16 protein-coding genes and 1 tRNA gene are annotated in these 16,122 nt (G+C 70.6%); 7 read left to right on the forward strand and 10 right to left on the reverse strand.

Features of this window, described 5'->3' with window-relative positions:
• The first annotated feature begins 53 nt into the window (after window positions 1-53).
• A tRNA-Arg gene (locus tag AC5RUW_RS04660) sits at window positions 54-126 on the forward strand.
• Between the two features lie 38 nt (window positions 127-164).
• On the opposite strand, the gene AC5RUW_RS04665 is transcribed toward AC5RUW_RS04660, so the two are convergent.
• From AC5RUW_RS04665 to kdpF, 6 genes are read right to left on the reverse strand one after another with little or no spacing between them, the layout of a single operon-like run.
• The gene (locus AC5RUW_RS04665; RefSeq protein ID WP_494159634.1) at window positions 165-857 is read right to left on the reverse strand and encodes a response regulator; all 693 of its coding nucleotides are present in this window, start codon (window positions 855-857) and stop codon (window positions 165-167) included.
• Window positions 854-3,337, reverse strand: coding sequence for a sensor histidine kinase (locus AC5RUW_RS04670; protein WP_494159635.1), 2,484 nt, complete (start codon window positions 3,335-3,337; stop codon window positions 854-856). Before AC5RUW_RS04670 ends, AC5RUW_RS04665 begins: the two co-directional genes overlap by 4 nt.
• Window positions 3,338-3,340: 3 nt before the next feature.
• Window positions 3,341-3,949: a potassium-transporting ATPase subunit KdpC gene (gene kdpC / locus AC5RUW_RS04675; RefSeq protein WP_494159636.1), complete on the reverse strand. Its 609-nt coding sequence runs from the start codon at window positions 3,947-3,949 to the stop codon at window positions 3,341-3,343.
• 26 nt (window positions 3,950-3,975) lie between these two features.
• Window positions 3,976-6,135, reverse strand: coding sequence for a potassium-transporting ATPase subunit KdpB (kdpB, locus tag AC5RUW_RS04680; RefSeq protein ID WP_494159637.1), 2,160 nt, complete (start codon window positions 6,133-6,135; stop codon window positions 3,976-3,978).
• A 2-nt stretch (window positions 6,136-6,137) separates the two neighbouring features.
• Window positions 6,138-7,811: a potassium-transporting ATPase subunit KdpA gene (gene kdpA, locus AC5RUW_RS04685; RefSeq protein WP_494159638.1), complete on the reverse strand. Its 1,674-nt coding sequence runs from the start codon at window positions 7,809-7,811 to the stop codon at window positions 6,138-6,140.
• Window positions 7,811-7,900, reverse strand: a complete 90-nt coding sequence (gene kdpF, locus AC5RUW_RS04690; RefSeq protein ID WP_494159639.1) for a K(+)-transporting ATPase subunit F — start codon at window positions 7,898-7,900, stop codon at window positions 7,811-7,813. Before kdpF ends, kdpA begins: the two co-directional genes overlap by 1 nt.
• Before the next feature lie 449 nt (window positions 7,901-8,349).
• On the opposite strand from kdpF, the gene AC5RUW_RS04695 reads away from it, so the two are divergent.
• From AC5RUW_RS04695 to ettA, 4 genes are all read left to right on the forward strand, one after another.
• Window positions 8,350-8,895: a hypothetical protein gene (locus AC5RUW_RS04695; protein ID WP_494159640.1), complete on the forward strand. Its 546-nt coding sequence runs from the start codon at window positions 8,350-8,352 to the stop codon at window positions 8,893-8,895.
• Window positions 8,896-9,087: 192 nt separating this feature from the next.
• Complete coding sequence (locus AC5RUW_RS04700; protein ID WP_494159641.1) at window positions 9,088-9,750, forward strand: single-stranded DNA-binding protein; 663 nt, start codon at window positions 9,088-9,090, stop codon at window positions 9,748-9,750.
• Between the two features lie 58 nt (window positions 9,751-9,808).
• Window positions 9,809-10,306 (forward strand): DUF6993 domain-containing protein, encoded by a 498-nt coding sequence (locus AC5RUW_RS04705; protein WP_494159642.1) that lies wholly within the window; start codon window positions 9,809-9,811, stop codon window positions 10,304-10,306.
• 37 nt (window positions 10,307-10,343) lie between these two features.
• Window positions 10,344-12,026 carry an energy-dependent translational throttle protein EttA gene (ettA, locus tag AC5RUW_RS04710; protein ID WP_494007249.1) on the forward strand — a complete coding sequence of 561 codons (1,683 nt, stop codon included), beginning with the start codon at window positions 10,344-10,346 and terminating at the stop codon, window positions 12,024-12,026.
• Between the two features lie 115 nt (window positions 12,027-12,141).
• Here the strand turns inward: ettA and AC5RUW_RS04715 are convergent, their stop codons facing one another.
• The gene (locus AC5RUW_RS04715; RefSeq protein ID WP_494159643.1) at window positions 12,142-13,044 is read right to left on the reverse strand and encodes an acyl-CoA thioesterase; all 903 of its coding nucleotides are present in this window, start codon (window positions 13,042-13,044) and stop codon (window positions 12,142-12,144) included.
• A 122-nt stretch (window positions 13,045-13,166) separates the two neighbouring features.
• On the opposite strand from AC5RUW_RS04715, the gene AC5RUW_RS04720 reads away from it, so the two are divergent.
• Both AC5RUW_RS04720 and AC5RUW_RS04725 read left to right on the forward strand, forming a co-directional pair.
• Window positions 13,167-13,658: an acyl-CoA thioesterase gene (locus tag AC5RUW_RS04720; protein WP_494159644.1), complete on the forward strand. Its 492-nt coding sequence runs from the start codon at window positions 13,167-13,169 to the stop codon at window positions 13,656-13,658.
• Entirely contained in the window at window positions 13,658-14,338 is a 681-nt protein-coding gene (locus AC5RUW_RS04725; RefSeq protein WP_494159645.1) for a DUF8185 domain-containing protein, read from the forward strand. Before AC5RUW_RS04720 ends, AC5RUW_RS04725 begins: the two co-directional genes overlap by 1 nt.
• 7 nt (window positions 14,339-14,345) lie before the next feature.
• Here the strand turns inward: AC5RUW_RS04725 and AC5RUW_RS04730 are convergent, their stop codons facing one another.
• The 3 genes from AC5RUW_RS04730 to AC5RUW_RS04740 form a co-directional block, all read right to left on the reverse strand.
• Window positions 14,346-14,759, reverse strand: a complete 414-nt coding sequence (locus tag AC5RUW_RS04730) for a globin (protein ID WP_494160190.1) — start codon at window positions 14,757-14,759, stop codon at window positions 14,346-14,348.
• 50 nt (window positions 14,760-14,809) lie between these two features.
• The gene (locus tag AC5RUW_RS04735) at window positions 14,810-15,502 is read right to left on the reverse strand and encodes a mechanosensitive ion channel family protein (RefSeq protein ID WP_494159646.1); all 693 of its coding nucleotides are present in this window, start codon (window positions 15,500-15,502) and stop codon (window positions 14,810-14,812) included.
• Between the two features lie 104 nt (window positions 15,503-15,606).
• Window positions 15,607-16,101 (reverse strand): OsmC family protein, encoded by a 495-nt coding sequence (locus tag AC5RUW_RS04740; protein WP_494159647.1) that lies wholly within the window; start codon window positions 16,099-16,101, stop codon window positions 15,607-15,609.
• Window positions 16,102-16,122: the final 21 nt, after the last annotated feature.

The raw sequence follows: 16,122 nt of genomic DNA on the forward strand, positions 1-16,122 counted from the left end.
CCGGAACGGCCGGCTGCGGCAGCCGAACGTGCCCGTAGTATCATCGACGAGTCGCCTCCGTAGCTCAGGGGATAGAGCAGCTGCCTTCTAATCAGCTGGTCGCAGGTTCGAATCCTGCCGGGGGCACCCATTCCTCGTCGCGGTGCGTTGTCGACCGCGCACGATCAGGCCGGGGTTGGTTGGAACCGGTAGCCCATCCCCGCCTCGGTCAGCAGGTAGCGCGGACGCTGCGGATCGGGTTCGAGCTTCTTCCGCAGCTGGGCAATATACAGGCGCAGGTAGCCGGTGTCCGTAATGTGTTCCGATCCCCAGATCCGGCGCAGCAGGTCCTGGCGGGTCACCAGCCGGCCGGCGTTGTGCACCAGCATGGCCAGCACCTCCCACTCAGTGGGCGTGAGCCGGATGTATTCCGTTGCGCCTTCGTGCTGCCGCGTGATGCTCCGCGCCGCCAGGTCGATCGTCAGGTCCGCCACCCGCACCACCGGGGCCGGGTCCGCCTGCGGCACCCTGCGGCTGAGCGCCCGGATCCGGGCCAGCAGCTCATCAACGGAAAACGGCTTGGTGACGTAGTCGTCCGCGCCCGCATCAAGTGCGTCGACCTTGTCCGCCGCCCCGGCCCGGCCCGAGACGACCAGGATGGGCGCCTGGCTCCAGCCCCGCAGCGCGTGGATGACATCCAGTCCGTCCAGCCCGGGCAGTCCCAGATCGATCATGAACAGGTCGGGGTGCTGCTCGACGGCGGCGTTGACCGCCCCGGCGCCGTCAACCGCGGTGACGACGGCATAGCCGCGGGCTGTGAGGGTGATCCGCAGCGCCCGCAGGATCTGCGGGTCGTCGTCGGCAATCAGGATCTTCATTCGCCGTCCTGGCAGGTAGGGAGGGAGATGACCATGGTAAGGCCGCCGCCCGGGGTGTCTTCGGCGTCGAGCTTGCCGCCCATGCCTTCGGTAAAGCCCTTGGACAGGGCGAGTCCGAGGCCGAGACCGGTCAGGTTGTCCGTGTCGCCCAGGCGCTGGAACGGCACGAAGATGTCCTGCCGCCGTTCCGGCTCAATCCCGGGACCGTGGTCGATGATCCGGATCTCCGCGGTGCCGCCGAAGGCGCTGGTGTTGATGCGGACCTTCGTGCCGTCGGGGGCGAAGCGGACGGCGTTGGCGAGCAGGTTCACGACCACCCGCTGCAGCAGGACCCGGTCGGCCAGCAGCGGCGCGAGCTCCTGGGCCAGGTCGAGTTCGACCTTCCCCGGGCCCAACTGCAGTTCGTCCAGCGCCGGCAGGATGACGTCGTCGGCCTCCACCGGTGCCAGTGCGATGCCGAGGACGCCGGCCTGCACCCGGGTGACGTCCAGCAGGTTGGTCACCAGGTCGGCCAGCGCCGTCAGGCTCTCCTCGGCGGTCGCCAGCAGCTCGTCACGGTCCGCGGCGGAGTAGGACACATCGGGGGAGCGCAGGGCGCCGACCGCCGCGGCCGCGGAGGCCAGGGGCCGGCGCAGGTCATGGCTGACCGCGGAGAGCAGCGCGCTGCGCACCCGGTCAGCCTCGGCCAGCGGGCCGATGCCGCGGGCAGCGGCCTCAAGGTCGGCGTGTTCCAGGGCGGCGTCCACCTGCGCGGCGATGACGCCGAGGAGCCGGCGCTCCGAAGCCTCGGGTTCGCCGCCATGCAGTTCCAGGACGGCGTGCGGGCCCGCCGGAATCACTGTGGCGGCGTCGTGCGGTCCCGGCTCCCCGTCGCCAGCGACCACGCGCCCGTCGACGAGCACCCGGGCGCCGGTGAAGCCGAACGCCTCCCGGGTGCGGCTGAGCAGGGCGGGCAGTGCCTCCTGCCCGCGCAGGACGTTCCCCGCGATCGTGGCGAGCAGCGCCGACTCGGCCGCCGCGCGGCGCGCGGTGCGGGTGCGCCGTGCGGCCTGGTCCACGACGTAGCTGACCAGCACGGCGTTGAGCACGTACAGGCCCAGCGCCAGCATGTGGATGGGTTCATCGACCGTGATCGTGTGCAGTGGTTCGACGAACAGGAAATCCAGGGTGATGCCGGAGAGCAGGGCGGCGAAGAGCGCCGGGAAGATGCCGCCGACCAGGGCGACGACGACAACCAGCAGCTGGTAGGCGAGGACGTCGCTCGTGATGGATTCCGCGCTGCGGAACGAGACCAGCAGCCAGGACAGCAGCGGCCCGGCCGCCAGGGCCAGCGCGAAGCCGAGCAGCCGCCGGCGAACGGTAAGCGCGCCGCCGAGCCGGGGCAGCCAGATGCCGCCGCCCGCAGCGGAGTGGTTGACGATGTGGACGTCGATGTCCCCGGACTCCCGGATGACGGTGGCCCCAATGCCGGGCCCGCTGAGCGCTGCGGACAGCCTCCCGCGGCGGCTGACCCCGATCACCAGCTGGGTGGCGTTGGCGCCGGAGGCGAACTCGACCAGGGCATGCGGCACGTCGGCCCCCACCACCTGGTGGTAGGTGCCGCCGAGTTTCTCCACCAGGGACCGCTGGCGGGCCAGGGCATCAGGGTGGGCCTCGCGCAGGCCGTCCTGCCCGGTGACGTGGACGGCGAGCAGCTCCCCGCCAGCCGTGCGGGCGGCGATCCGGGCACCGCGCCGGATCAGCGTTTCGCCTTCCGGGCCGCCGGTCAGGGCAACCACCACGCGCTCGCGGGTCTCCCACCGGCCGCGGATGCCGTGTTCCTCCCGGTAGTGCTGCAGCGCGCTGTCCACTTCGTCGGCCAGCCAGAGCAGCGCCAGCTCGCGCAGGGCGGTGAGGTTGCCCAGCCGGAAGTAGTTGGACAGGGCCGCATCGATCCGCTCGGCCGGATAGACGCGTCCGGCGGCCAACCGGTCACGCAGCGCCTGCGGCGCCAGGTCCACCACCTCGATCTGGTCCGCCCCGCGCAGCACCTGGTCGGGAACCGTCTCCCGCTGGGGAATCCCCGTGATTTCCTCCACGACGTCGTTGAGGGACTCGATGTGCTGGATGTTGACCGTCGAGATCACGTCGATCCCCGCCTCCAGCAGCTCCAGCACGTCCTGCCAGCGCTTGGCGTGCCGGCCGCCGGGCGCATTGGTGTGCGCCAGCTCATCGACCAGGGCGAGCTGCGGACGGCGGGCCAGGACGGCGTCGAGGTCCAGGTCCGCCAGCTCGACGCCGCGGTGCACCGCGGTCCGACGGGGGATCACCTCTTGGCCCTGCGCCATGGCGGCCGTGGCGGCGCGGCCGTGGGTCTCCACGACCGCGACCACCACGTCGGTTCCCTCGTCGGCCAGCCGCCTGCCCTCCTCGAGCATGGTGTAGGTCTTGCCGACGCCGGGGGCGGCGCCGAGGAGCACCCGCAGCCGCCCTCGTTTCATTCCTTAGTCCTCCAGCCCGTCGAGGGCGATGTTCAGTTCCAGCACGTTCACGGTCGGTTCCCCAAGGTAGCCCAGGTCCCGTGCTTTGGAGTGCTCCTCGACCAGGCCGCGGACCCGCGCCTCGTCCAGTCCGCGCGCCGAGGCCACCCGCGCCGCCTGCAGCAGAGCGTATTCGGGGCTGATATGCGGGTCGAGCCCGGAAGCGGAGGCAGTGAGGGCATCGACCGGGACCTGATCGGGATCGACGCCGTTGAACTGCGCGACCTGGGCGCGGCGTTCGGAAATCGCCGCCGCCAGCTCAGGGTTCTCCGGGCCGAGGTTGCTGCCGCCGGACGCGCCGGCGTCGTACCCGTCACCGGCGGCGCTCGGCCGGGGCTGGAACCATTCGGGCAGCGGCTCGCCGGCGTCGTCGGTGAAGGGCTGGCCGATCAGGGTCGACCCGACCGGGACGCCCCGGACCTCGGCGACGGAACCGTTGGCGCGGGCCGCGAACGCCAGCTGGCCGACGCCGGTGACGGCCAGCGGATAGGCAAGGCCCAGGGCCAGGGTGAGGACGGCCATGGCGCGCAGGGCGGTCCACACCGGGCGCAGGCCTGAACGGGAGAGATTCATGGGAAGGGGTGCTTTCTCTGGGAGGGCTAGAAGCCGGGAAGGAGGCTGATGGCCAGGTCGATGAGCTTGATGCCGAGGAACGGGGCGACGACGCCGCCGACGCCGTAGAGCAGCAGGTTCCGGCCCAGCACCTTCGAGGCACTCAGGGGCCGGTAGGCCACACCCCTGAGGGCGAGCGGAATCAGGACCACGATGATCAGGGCGTTGAAGATAATCGCGGAGAGGACCGCGGAGGCCGGGGAGCTCAGTGCCATGATGTTCAGCGCCGCCAGCTGAGGGAACGCGCCGACGAACATCGCCGGGATGATGGCGAAGTACTTGGCCAGGTCGTTCGCGATCGAGAAGGTGGTGAGCGCTCCGCGGGTGATCAGCAGCTGCTTGCCGATCGCCACGATGTCGATGAGCTTGGTCGGATCGGAGTCGAGGTCCACCATGTTGCCGGCTTCCTTGGCGGCGGAGGTGCCGGTGTTCATCGCTACCCCGACATCGGCCTGGGCCAGGGCGGGGGCGTCGTTGGTGCCGTCACCGGTCATCGCCACCAGGTTCCCGCCGGCCTGTTCGCGGCGGATCAGGGCGATCTTGTCCTCGGGCGTGGCCTCGGCCAGGAAGTCGTCCACCCCGGCCTCGGCGGCGATGGCCTTGGCGGTCAGCGGGTTGTCGCCGGTGACCATGACGGTGCGGATGCCCATCGCGCGCAGCTGCACGAACCGTTCCAACAGGCCGTCCTTGACCACGTCCTTGAGGTGCACGACGCCGAGGACCCGCACCTCGCCGTCGGGGGTCCGCACCGCCACCAGCAGCGGGGTGCCGCCGCCGGCGGAGATGCCCTGGACGGTGTCCTCGACGGCCCGCCGGACGTCGATGGCGATACCGCCCGAGGCGGCGGTCCAGTCCAGCACGGCCGACGCGGCACCCTTGCGGATGCAGGTCCCGTCCGGCAGGTCCATCCCGCTCATGCGGGTCTGTGCGGTGAACGGTACGCCGAGTGCTCCCGACGGCGGCTCGGGGGAATGGCCGTTCGCCGCGGCCAGGTCCATGATGGAGCGGCCCTCGGGGGTCGGATCTTCGGCGGAGGACAGCGCGGCGGCTGTGATCAGCTCCGCTGCGGACGCGCCGTTGATCGGCAGGAAGCCGGCGGCGCGCCGGTTTCCGTAGGTGATGGTGCCGGTCTTGTCGAGCAGCAGGGTGGTGACGTCGCCGGCTGCTTCGACGGCGCGCCCGGACATGGCCAGCACGTTGCGCTGTACCAGGCGGTCCATGCCGGCGATGCCGATGGCGGACAGGAGCGCGCCGATGGTGGTCGGAATCAGGCACACCAGCAGGGCGATGAGCACCGGCAGGGTGACGCCGACGCCCACCGCGGACGCGATCGGGTTCAGGGTGAGCGTGACCATGAGGAAGACAATCGACAGGCTCGCCAGCAGCACGTTCAGGGCCACCTCGTTGGGCGTCTTCTGGCGCGCGGCTCCCTCGACGAGGGCGATCATCCGGTCCACGAACGTCTCGCCGGGCTTGGAGGTGATGCGGACGACGATCCGGTCCGACAGGACCCGCGTGCCGCCGGTGACGGCGCTGCGGTCGCCGCCCGATTCGCGGACCACCGGGGCGGATTCGCCGGTGATCGCGGATTCGTCGATGGACGCGATGCCGTGCACGATGTCGCCGTCGCCGGGGATGGTGCCGCCGGCTTCGATCACGACGACGTCGCCGCGGTCCAGGTCCGCGGAGGAGGCCTCCTCCAGCCGGGCCTTCTCGGCGCCGGGATCGCGGGCGCCGTCGTACGCCGCCACCCGGCGGGCCGTGGTGCCCGTACGGGTGCGGCGCAGGCTTTCCGCCTGGGCCTTGCCCCGGCCTTCCGCAACGGACTCGGCGAGGTTCGCAAACAGCACGGTCGCCCACAGCCAGGCGGCGATGGCGGCGGTGAAGGCTGCGGGGACCGGGCTACCGCCGGAGCTGCCCGGGCCGCCCAGGAACGGCTCGGCCACGGCCAGGGCGGTGGTCAGCACCGCTCCGACCTCAACGATGAACATGACGGGGTTCCGCCACATCACCCGGGGATCGAGTTTGCGGAACGCTCCGGGCAGCGCCGCGGCGACGGTGCCCGCGGTCACGGCCCGACGTGCCGGCAGCGGGTCGGGCCCGGAACCGCCGCGGACGGCGGGAGGAGTCTCAATGGTGGTGGACATGGTCAGAGCAGCCCTTCTGCGATGGGACCGAGGGTGAGGACCGGGAAGAACGTGAGTGCGGTGATCAGCACGGTCACGCCGGTGAGGAGGCCGATAAGCAGCGGCCGGTGGGTGGGCAGGGTTCCGGCGGTAGCCGGCACGCGGTCCTGCGCCGCCAGGGAACCCGCCAACGCCAGGACGAGGGCGATGGGCAGGAAGCGGCCAAGGAGCATCGCCGTCCCCAGGGCCGTGTTGAGCCAGGGCGTGTTGGCCGTGAGCCCGGCGAAGGCCGAGCCGTTGTTGTTGGCGGCCGAGGTGAAGGCGTAGAGGACCTCGGAGAGCCCGTGGTGCCCGGGGTTCCAGATGGACACCGCCTCGACGTCGGCCCGGATGCCCGGGATTGCGAAGCTCAGGGCGGTCCCGGCCAGGACCAGGGTGGGGGTGACGAGGATGTAGAGGCTGGCCAGCTTGATTTCCCGGGGGCCGATCTTCTTGCCCAGGTATTCGGGGGTGCGGCCGACCAGCAGGCCGCCGATAAAGACGGTGATGACGGCCAGCATCAGCATGCCGTACAGCCCGGAGCCGACGCCGCCGGGGGCCACCTCGCCGAGCATCATGTTCAGCATGGGGATCATCCCGCCGAGTGCGGTGTACGAGTCGTGCATCGAGTTGACGGCACCGGTGGAGGTCAGTGTGCTGGTGGAGCCGAAGAGCGTCGAGGCAAAGATGCCGAAACGCTGTTCCTTGCCCTCCATGGCGCCGCCGGCCAGCTCGGGGGCGGTGCCCGCGCCGGAGTGCTCCAGCGCGGTCAGAAGGGTGAGGGAGGCCAGGTACAGGGTGGCCATTGCCGCGAGGATCGCGTAGCCCTGGCGGTTGTCCCCGATCATCCGGCCGAAGGTGCGGGGCAGGCTGAACGGAATCATCAGCATCAGCACGTTCTGAGCCAGGCTGGTCCAGGCCGCCGGGTTTTCGAAGGGGTGCGCGGCGTTGGCGTTGAAGAACCCGCCCCCGTTGGTGCCCAGGTTCTTGATCACTTCCTGGGAGGCCACCGGTCCGCCCGGCAGGATCTGGGTGCCGCCGCTGAGCGTGGTCACCTCGGTGAAGCCGTTGAAGTTCTGGATCACCCCGCCGGCGATCAGGGCGACGGCGCCGAGAAGCGAGATCGGCAGGAGCAGGCGCACCACGCCGCGGGTGAGGTCCACCCAGAAGTTGCCGAGGGTGCCGGTCCGGACGCGGGCGAAGCCACGGACGAGGGCGACCGCGACGGCGATGCCGACGGCCGCTGACACGAAGTTCTGCACCGCCAGGCCGGCCAGCTGCACGCTGTAACCCATGGTCAGTTCGGGAGAGTAGGACTGCCAGTTGGTGTTGGCCACGAAGGATGCGGCGGTGTTGAAGGCCAGGCCCTCGGGCACGGGCGGCAGCCCGAGCGAATAGGGCAGGAAGGCCTGCCCGCGCTGGAGCAGGTACAGGAGCACGAACCCGACAAGTGAGAACGCCAGCACCGCCCGCAGGTACGCCTGCCAGCTCTGTTCCGCGTCCGGGGCCACGCCCACCAGCCGGTAGAAGCCGCGCTCGGCCCGCAGATGCCGCCCGGAGGTGTAGATGCGTGCCATGTAATCGCCCAGCGGGCGGTAGAGGACGGCCAGGATCAGCGCGAGGGTGGCTGCCTGGAGCACCGCGAACAGGACGCCCATCAGAACCGCTCCGGTTTCACGAGTGCGTACACGAGATACACGACGGCGGCGACGGCCAGGACGGCGGCGACGAGGGAGAAAGCGGTCACAGCTTCCGCACCCCCTTCGCGGTGAGGCTGACCAGCCCGAACACGGCAAGCGCGCCGAGCAGGTAGACGATGTCAAGCACAGTGGCTCCTTGAGGAATGAATCGGTGCGCCCGGTCGGGTGCACGGGGGCCGCTGTCCGCGGCCCGGACACCGATTCAACCGCCGCCGGAAGGGGTCCCGGGCACGTCCTAACGGAATCCAAACGGGGCGGGGCGGAAACCTAACGTCGCCCAAACGCCGGCGCCGAAAACATCTTCCCCGGCCCACGGCAGGCGCGGCGCACCGCCGTCGGCGTTGCTGCGGCGGTCGGGGCTCCGGCTGTTTGGATTCCGTGTGGCCCCGCTTCCGGGGGCTTCGGCAGAGGTAGGACTGGGCAGTGACAGCAGCACAGCCGTCACGAGGGGCGCCCGGCCACGGGAGCCGGGCGGCGGGAACGAAGGGAAACCGATATGAACAGCATTCTGGCCGCCCGGCGGATGGCCCTTGTGTCAGCACAGCAGTGCTGGCCGGACGGCACCGTCCTGACCCGCGGAGACGTGATAGTCAACGGGTCGTCGCTGGCCCGGGCCGGCCGCCGGGAGGCCACGCCCTCCGTGCGGATCGGTCTCGCCGGCGTCAGTCCGGGACCGGCCGGGCGCAGGGAGCGGTTCAGCACGGTGCTCCTGACCAGGGTCACCGCGGTCTTCGAGCCCGGCCGGCACGGCCGCTCCGAGGTGTGGGTCGATGCCGACCTGGGGCGGTGCCGTGCAGTGCTTGCCGCGGCACGGCTTGTGGGGCGGCGGGCCCGGACGCGGCGCCGCAGCGTGCGCCTGCTCTCCGAGGCCTCGGACCTGAACGGCGGCCCCGTGCTCCTGCCGGCGGACATCGCGGTCGGGGACCTGCTGGCGATTCCCTGCCAGGGCGCGGTGTCCCTGGCGCAGGTACGGCTTCGCTTCCCGGGGGCCGGTCGGGAGGACGGCGGGGAGCTTCCCCCGGCGCCTGCCTGCCGCAGGTAGCCGGCACGGCTGCCGGCACGGCCTGTCCCTGTCCTCCACAAGTGCCGAGCGGCGCGGTAAGGCAGCGATCCCTCCCCAGGCCGCGGTGGCCCGCCCCCACGCCGGTGTCCTCCGGTGATGCTGGTGCGGACGCCGCCACGGGGCGGCTGCCCCGGGCGACAGCCCGGAGGGGACGACAGGGCAGGGGCAACGATGAACGACACCATCACCATTCGCGGCTATGTGGCCACCGAGGTGCGCAGCACGACGACCGAAAGCGGCCTCCCGGTGGCCGGTTTCCGGATCTGCACCACTGAACGGCGCTTCGACCGGATGTTGGGCACGTGGCGCGACGGGCAGACCAACTGGTACACCGTGAACCTGTTTCGCCAGCTGGCGGTCAACGTCGGCGTGAGCGTTCAGAAGGGCGACCGGGTCCTGGTGACCGGCCGGCTGAAGGTCCGGCCCTGGACACGCGATGACGGCCGAAGCGGAACCGCCGTCGAGGTCGATGCGGATTCGGTGGGGCACGACCTGCAGTGGGGGACGGCGCGGTACCGGCGCAACCCGGCCGGCCGGTCCGCGGAGGACGTGGGGTCGGAGTCCGGCGGCCTGTCGGGCGGGCCGGGCCTAAGCGGAGTGGGCTGTGGCGGCGTGAGCAGCGGAGTTGCCGATGGCGAAGGGGCGGACGGCCCCGGCGGGTTGGGAGCGTTCACTGACGGCCCGGGACCTGCCGACGACGGGAACTCGACCGGCCTCCACGGCCACGGCTGGAGTGCGGAGTCCGGGGAGGACGTGCCCGGGGAGGACACCGGATCGGCGGAGGACATGCCTGCCGATCCCGAGCCGGCGGACGCCCACGCGGCTCCCTACTGAGAGCCCCCCGGGCCCGGGGGAGGAACCGGGCCCGGGGGCACGTGGCAGAATGATGCGCATGGCCCACCGCTCCGCCTCCCGTCGACGACCCTGGCTGCTGGTCACCGTCCTGGCCGTCCTGATGCTCGCTGCGGCGGGGGTGGCCGCGCTGGTCCTTTCCGGCGGCGACTTTCGGAGCAGCGCCTCTCCCCGGCTGACGGCTCCTGCATCCGCCCCCGGCACCGGTGCCGCGGCCGCGGCGCCCTCCGACTCCGCACGGACCGCCGCAGAGCAGGTTGCCGAACGGGTCCGCACCGAGCTGTCGGCGCTCGCCGCCGACGGCGGCACGCCCGACCGGGAACAAGTCGCCGCGGCGATGACCGCAGCCGGGCTTGCCGCGGAAACCCTCCGGGTCTCCCAGGACATCACCCCCACCGGCCTGGAGGTCGACTCGGTAGTGGCCGCGGGGAACGTCGAAGGCAGCTGTGTATTCGGCGAGGTTCGGAACGGAGCCGTGAACGTGACCGTGCTGCCGGCGCTGTCCGACGGCAGCTGCTTCGTCGGAGGCGAGGGCTGAATGGCACTTGCCCTGTGCACCCACTAGCCTTGAAGGCATGGCGGAATTTATCTACACGATGACCAAGGCCCGCAAGGCCGTTGGCGACAAAGTCATCCTTGACGACGTAAGCATGTCCTTCTTCCCCGGCGCCAAGATCGGCGTGGTGGGCCCCAACGGTGCAGGTAAGTCCACCATCCTGAAGATCATGGCCGGGCTCGACACCCCGTCCAACGGTGAGGCCCGCCTGAGCGCCGGCTACACCGTCGGCATCCTGTTGCAGGAGCCGCCGCTGAACGAGGAAAAGACCGTCCTGGGCAACGTCCAGGAAGGTGTGGGCGAGATCTACGAAAAGATCCAGCGCTTCAACCAGATCTCCGAGGAGATGGCCGACCCCGACGCAGACTATGACAGCCTGCTCGAGGAGATGGGCAAGCTGCAGGAAGCGATCGACGCCGCGGACGCCTGGGACATCGACTCCCAGCTGGAGCAGGCCATGGACGCCCTGCGCTGCCCGCCGCCGGACGCCGACGTCACCGTGCTCTCCGGCGGTGAGCGCCGCCGGGTCGCCCTCTGCAAGCTGCTGCTGCAGAAGCCGGACCTGCTGCTTCTCGATGAGCCCACCAACCACCTCGACGCCGAAAGCGTGCTCTGGCTCGAGCAGCACCTTTCCAGCTACCCGGGCGCCGTCCTGGCCGTGACCCACGACCGGTACTTCCTGGACCACGTTGCCGAATGGATCGCCGAGGTCGACCGCGGCCACCTCTACCCGTACGAAGGCAACTACTCCACCTACCTGGAGAAGAAGCGGGCCCGCCTGGAAGTCCAGGGCAAGAAGGACCAGAAGCTGGCCAAGCGCCTCTCCGACGAGCTGGAATGGGTCCGCTCCAACGCGAAGGGCCGCCAGACCAAGTCGAAGGCGCGACTGGCCCGCTACGAGGAAATGGCCGCCGAAGCCGAGCGCACCCGCAAGCTCGACTTCGAGGAGATCCAGATTCCCCCGGGACCGCGGCTGGGCTCCCTGGTTCTCGAAGCCAGCAACCTGCAGAAGGGCTTCGGCGACCGCAAGCTGATCGATGGCCTGTCCTTCTCGCTGCCCCGCAACGGCATCGTGGGCGTGATCGGCCCCAACGGCGTCGGCAAGACCACGTTGTTCAAGACCATCGTCGGCCTGGAGCCGCTGGACGGCGGCGACCTGAAGATCGGCGACTCCGTCAAGATTTCCTACGTCGACCAGAGCCGTGGCGGCATCGACCCCAACAAGACGCTGTGGGAAGTGGTCTCCGACGGGCTGGACCACATCCAGGTCGGACAGGTGGAGATGCCCTCCCGCGCCTACGTCTCGGCGTTTGGCTTCAAGGGCCCGGACCAGCAGAAGAAGGCCGGCGTGCTCTCCGGCGGTGAGCGCAACCGGCTGAACCTGGCCATGACCCTTAAGCAGGGCGGCAACCTGCTGCTGCTCGATGAGCCCACCAACGACCTCGACGTCGAGACCCTCTCCAGCCTGGAAAACGCCCTGCTGGACTTCCCCGGCTGTGCCGTGGTGGTCTCCCACGACCGGTGGTTCCTGGACCGCGTGGCCACCCACATCCTGGCCTACGAAGGCACCGAGGAGAACCCGGCGAACTGGTACTGGTTCGAGGGCAACTTCGAGTCCTACGAGAAGAACAAGGTCGAGCGCCTGGGCCCCGACGCGGCGAAGCCGCACCGGGTCACCCACCGCAAGCTCACCCGCGACTGATCTTCGGGACAAGCAAAGGGGCCGGAACCGCTGATGCGGTTCCGGCCCCTTTCGTTCTTCCGCGCAGCGCCTGCCCGGAGGCGGCGCCTCCGGGAGGCCGCGCACGGGCGTGCAGTCAGTCGGCGGGGCGGGACTCCTCCGGCACCCGCACCATGCCCTCCTGGGCCACGGTGGCGACCAGCTGGCCTTCCCGGTTGAAGATCCGGCCGGTGCTCAGGCCGCGCGCCGAGGAGGCGCTGGGGGATTCCTGCACGTAGAGGAGCCACTCGTCCACACGCAGTGGGCGGTGCCACCACATGGCGTGGTCGAGGCTGGCCACGCTCATGCCCGGGGCCGTCCAGGCCAGGCCGTGGCGCCGCAGCACCGGCTCCAGCAGCGTGTAGTCGCTGGCGTAGGCCAGAGCGGCGCGGTGCAGGTTCTGGTCGTCCGGCATCGGGTCGAAGGTCTTCATCCAGACGGCGTTGCGGGCGCTGCGTTCCGCCCCCGCTTCGACGTAGAGCGGGGACGTCACATGGCGGATGTCCATGGGGCGGCGGTGCGCCCAGGCCTTCGCCACCGGATGGTCGTAGCCGCCGAGCAGTTCGGCGGTGGTGGGCAGGGACTCCGGGTCCGGGACCCCCTCCGGCATCTGTTCCTGATGGTCAAGCCCTTCGACGGGGGCCTGGAAGGAGGCAATCAGGGACAGGATCGGGGCTCCGTCCTGATAGGCGTGCGTCCGCCGGGCCGAGAACGAACGCCCGTCGCGCAGCCGCTGCACGCCAAAGGTGATGGGCTGCTCCGTGTCGCCGGGGCGCAGGAAGTAGCCGTGCATGGAATGCATCAGCCGTCCCGGCTCCACCGTGCGGGCGGCCGCGACCAGCGACTGGGCCAGCACCTGGCCGCCGAACACCCGGCGCCGCGGCTCCGGCAGGGACGTGCCCACGAAGACGTCCTCGTCCGTCCGCGCGCCGCCGCCGTTGCTGAGGTCCAGCAGGTCCAGCAGGGCCCGGGTCGGATTGAACGTTGGATCCATCGTCATGCGTGTTCTCCCATGGGTAGTGCCGCGCCGCCGGCGCCGTCCTTTGAGAATATGCACTCCCGCCGGGAACCCCCAAACGTGCCGGTTCGGCGGCGGTGGCGGCGTTTGAGAGGATGGAGGGCATGCCAGTTCATCGGTTTCCCATCCAGCTGCGCTTCGGCGACGAAGACGCCAACGGCCATGTCAACAACGTCCGGTACCTGCAGTTCCTCGAAGATGCCCGGGTGCGCCTGGGAATGCTGCCGATCCCGGGCGAAGCGGCCGGGGGTGACGAGGGCATCGTGACGTTCCGCCGGCTGGTCGGTCCGGCCTGCCGGACCTTCGTAGCCCGGCAGGAAATCGAATACCTCGCCCCGCTGACCTACCGGCCGGAACCCGTGCTGGTGGAGACCTGGACTACAAGCATCGGAACCTCGAGCTTCGGCTACGGCTTCCGGCTGACGGACGACGACGGCGTGCCCACCTATGCCCTGGCGGAGGCAACGATGGTCCTCGTCGATGCGGAGACCGGTGCTCCGCGTCGGCTCAGCGACGCCCAGCGGCGGGTCCTGACGTCCTGGCAGGCCGGCCCGGTGCCCTTCCGGCGGCGTCCGGTGGCTGCGGGGGAGCGGTGATGGCGGGGGAGGAACTGGTCCTGGCCGACGCCCAGGTGACGGCGGATCTGCGCACCTTCGTGGTCCGGGCCCGCAGCGCCGCCGACGGAGCCATCCGTCTGCAGGCCTTCGGCAGCGTGCTGGCCGCCTGGGTCTGCGCGCTGCGGCCCCGTGGGCTGGGAGAAGCGGGCCCGACGGTCCTCGGGCTGCGGACGATGCCTCTTGCCCAGCCGGCCGAGGTGGACAGCACCGTCGAACTCTCCGCGGTGGCGGACCGGCTGGCCCGCATGGCAGGCGGCGCCACGGCCCTGTCGCTGCCTCCGGTCCAGGTGCATGAGACCTGGGCCGGGATCAGCCCGCCCCGCTCGGGGTGGGAGCCGGCAGGCAGCGTATCGGCCGCGACATTGACCGATGCAGCGGCCGAGGGGATGCGGCTGGTTGCCGAGGCGGTGCCGCAGAATCCCGGCGCCGCCGTCGTGGAATCGGCCCGGAACGCGGTATGGGGTCGGCCGCTGGGCGCAGTGGACGGGCCCGACGGCGGGCTGCCGGCCGGTGCGGCCTTTGCCGCCGTGACGCTCGGGTTCCTGCCCCGTCCGGAGCAGGCTGGGCCCGCTCCGGTGCTGCGCAACGGCCGGTGGCTGCGGCTGAGCCTGCCGCACGGACATGTGCTGGTGCGCGAGGGCGCTGCCTTCGCCTTCTGAGTCCAGCTCAGGCGCTGTTGACCATGGAGTGCGCGGCGCGTTCCAGGTAATCCCACAGAGTTGCTTCGTGCAGGGGAGAAAGCTCCAGCGTGTCCACCGCGCGCCGCATGTGCAGCAGCCAGGCGTCGCGGGCGGCGGGCGAGACGGCGTAGGGCATGTGCCTCATGCGCAGCCGGGGGTGCCCGCGCTGTTCGGAGTACGTCCGTGGTCCGCCCCAGTACTGCTCGAGGAAGAGCAGCAGCCGCTCCTTGGCCGGCTCGAGGTCCTCCTCGGGATACATCGGCCGCATCAGGGGATCAGTGGCGACGCCGTCGTAGAACTCGTCCACGAGGCGGACAAAGGTGGCGTGGCCGCCCACGGCCTCATAGAAGTTTTCGGTGTAGCCCGGCTGGGTGAAGGGCCCTCCCGGGGCGGAGCCCAGGGGAAGTGCCGCACCCTGCTGCGGGCGCGGAAGCGGCTGGGGTGCCTCTGTCACGGCTGGTCCTTTCGGGTTTCTGCGGCGGAACTGCTGTCGCTGCTTCCGGGCGCGTCGACGGGCACCGGCTCGGGGTCCGCCGGCTGCACGTAGCGGCCCTGGGAGCGGTTGCCGACCTTGGCGATCTCGCCGTTGCGGACATACCAGACGACTCCGCGCGAATCGGTGAGGCGGGTGATGCGGATGCCCACGGACTGGACGGTGCCCACGATCTCGCCCACTTCAATGGTGTCACCGATCCCGTACTGGTCCTCGATGGTGATGAAGAAGCCGGAGATGGCGTCCTGGATCATTTCGCGCGCCCCGAAGCTCAGCGCCAGGCCCAGCACGCCCACGCTGGCCAGCAGGGGAGCGATGTTGATGCCGATGGCGTCCAGCGCCATGATTCCGGTGATGATGCCGACGGAGAGGGTGACCGCGCTGCGCAGCAGCGCCCCGATGGTGTCTGCGCGCTGGGTGCGCCGCTGGCTCTCGGCCTTCGCCCGGGCCGGGCGGGCCCACTTCAGCTGCCGGCCGCCGAAGAAGGTGTAGCCCTTCTGCGCCCGGGCCACGAGGCGGTTGATGAGGAACCGGGCCGCGGCCAGCACCACCAGGCCGATGACGATGATGACGCCGGCTTCGATCAGTCCCGAGACGTCGAAGTCCCGGACCTCAATGGTGGCCGTATCGGCTTCCGCGGCGTGCAGCACGTGTTGTCTTCCTTCCCTCTGCAGGTGGCGGAACCGTTGTTCCGCCACCTAAGCAGGTTACCGGTGGAAGCAGGGTCCTCCGGACGCGGGCCTGGGCGTCGGCGTCAGGACGGTCCGGCCGCCGGGAGCACGGCGGCGGGCTCGTGCCGCACCGGGAACGCGACGCTGCGGGCTATGAAGCAGAGCCGGTTCGCCTCGGCGTGCAGCTGCCCGTGCTCCTGCTCCGTGGGCGCGGACCCGGGATCGAAGCTCACGCGCGGTCGGAGCAGGACGTCGGTGAACTCTCCGCTGCCGTCCCGGTTCAGGCGCAGCGTTCCCGCAGCGTCGTCGGTGTAGCCGGTGACGACGTGGCCCTGGCGCACCGCCACATGCAGGAACGACAGCATGTGGCATTGGGACAGGGCTGCGAGGAGCAGCTGTTCCGGATTCCACCGGTCCCGGTCGCCGTGGAAGGTGGGATCGGCGGTGCCGGCGATGTCCGGCAGCCCGTCGGCGCTGAGGACGTGGTCCCGCCCGTAGGCGCGGTACCCGGAGGTGCCGCTGCCGCGGTTGCCCGTCCATTCCAGGCGCACCCCGTAACGGTGCTCGGAGTTGATCATCAGCCTGTCCTTTCAGGGGAA

It is taken from the genome of Arthrobacter sp. Y3222053, assembly GCF_059092805.1.

Coding starts and splice junctions, on each gene's coding strand:
- AC5RUW_RS04665 (WP_494159634.1), bottom strand. CDS start 857: ATGAAGATCCTGATTGCCGACGACGACCCGCAGATCCTGCGGGCGCTG.
- AC5RUW_RS04670 (WP_494159635.1), bottom strand. CDS start 3,337: ATGAAACGAGGGCGGCTGCGGGTGCTCCTCGGCGCCGCCCCCGGCGTC.
- kdpC (WP_494159636.1), bottom strand. CDS start 3,949: ATGAATCTCTCCCGTTCAGGCCTGCGCCCGGTGTGGACCGCCCTGCGC.
- kdpB (WP_494159637.1), bottom strand. CDS start 6,135: ATGTCCACCACCATTGAGACTCCTCCCGCCGTCCGCGGCGGTTCCGGG.
- kdpA (WP_494159638.1), bottom strand. CDS start 7,811: ATGGGCGTCCTGTTCGCGGTGCTCCAGGCAGCCACCCTCGCGCTGATC.
- AC5RUW_RS04695 (WP_494159640.1), top strand. CDS start 8,350: ATGAACAGCATTCTGGCCGCCCGGCGGATGGCCCTTGTGTCAGCACAG.
- AC5RUW_RS04700 (WP_494159641.1), top strand. CDS start 9,088: ATGAACGACACCATCACCATTCGCGGCTATGTGGCCACCGAGGTGCGC.
- AC5RUW_RS04705 (WP_494159642.1), top strand. CDS start 9,809: ATGGCCCACCGCTCCGCCTCCCGTCGACGACCCTGGCTGCTGGTCACC.
- ettA (WP_494007249.1), top strand. CDS start 10,344: ATGGCGGAATTTATCTACACGATGACCAAGGCCCGCAAGGCCGTTGGC.
- AC5RUW_RS04715 (WP_494159643.1), bottom strand. CDS start 13,044: ATGACGATGGATCCAACGTTCAATCCGACCCGGGCCCTGCTGGACCTG.
- AC5RUW_RS04720 (WP_494159644.1), top strand. CDS start 13,167: ATGCCAGTTCATCGGTTTCCCATCCAGCTGCGCTTCGGCGACGAAGAC.
- AC5RUW_RS04725 (WP_494159645.1), top strand. CDS start 13,658: ATGGCGGGGGAGGAACTGGTCCTGGCCGACGCCCAGGTGACGGCGGAT.
- AC5RUW_RS04740 (WP_494159647.1), bottom strand. CDS start 16,101: ATGATCAACTCCGAGCACCGTTACGGGGTGCGCCTGGAATGGACGGGC.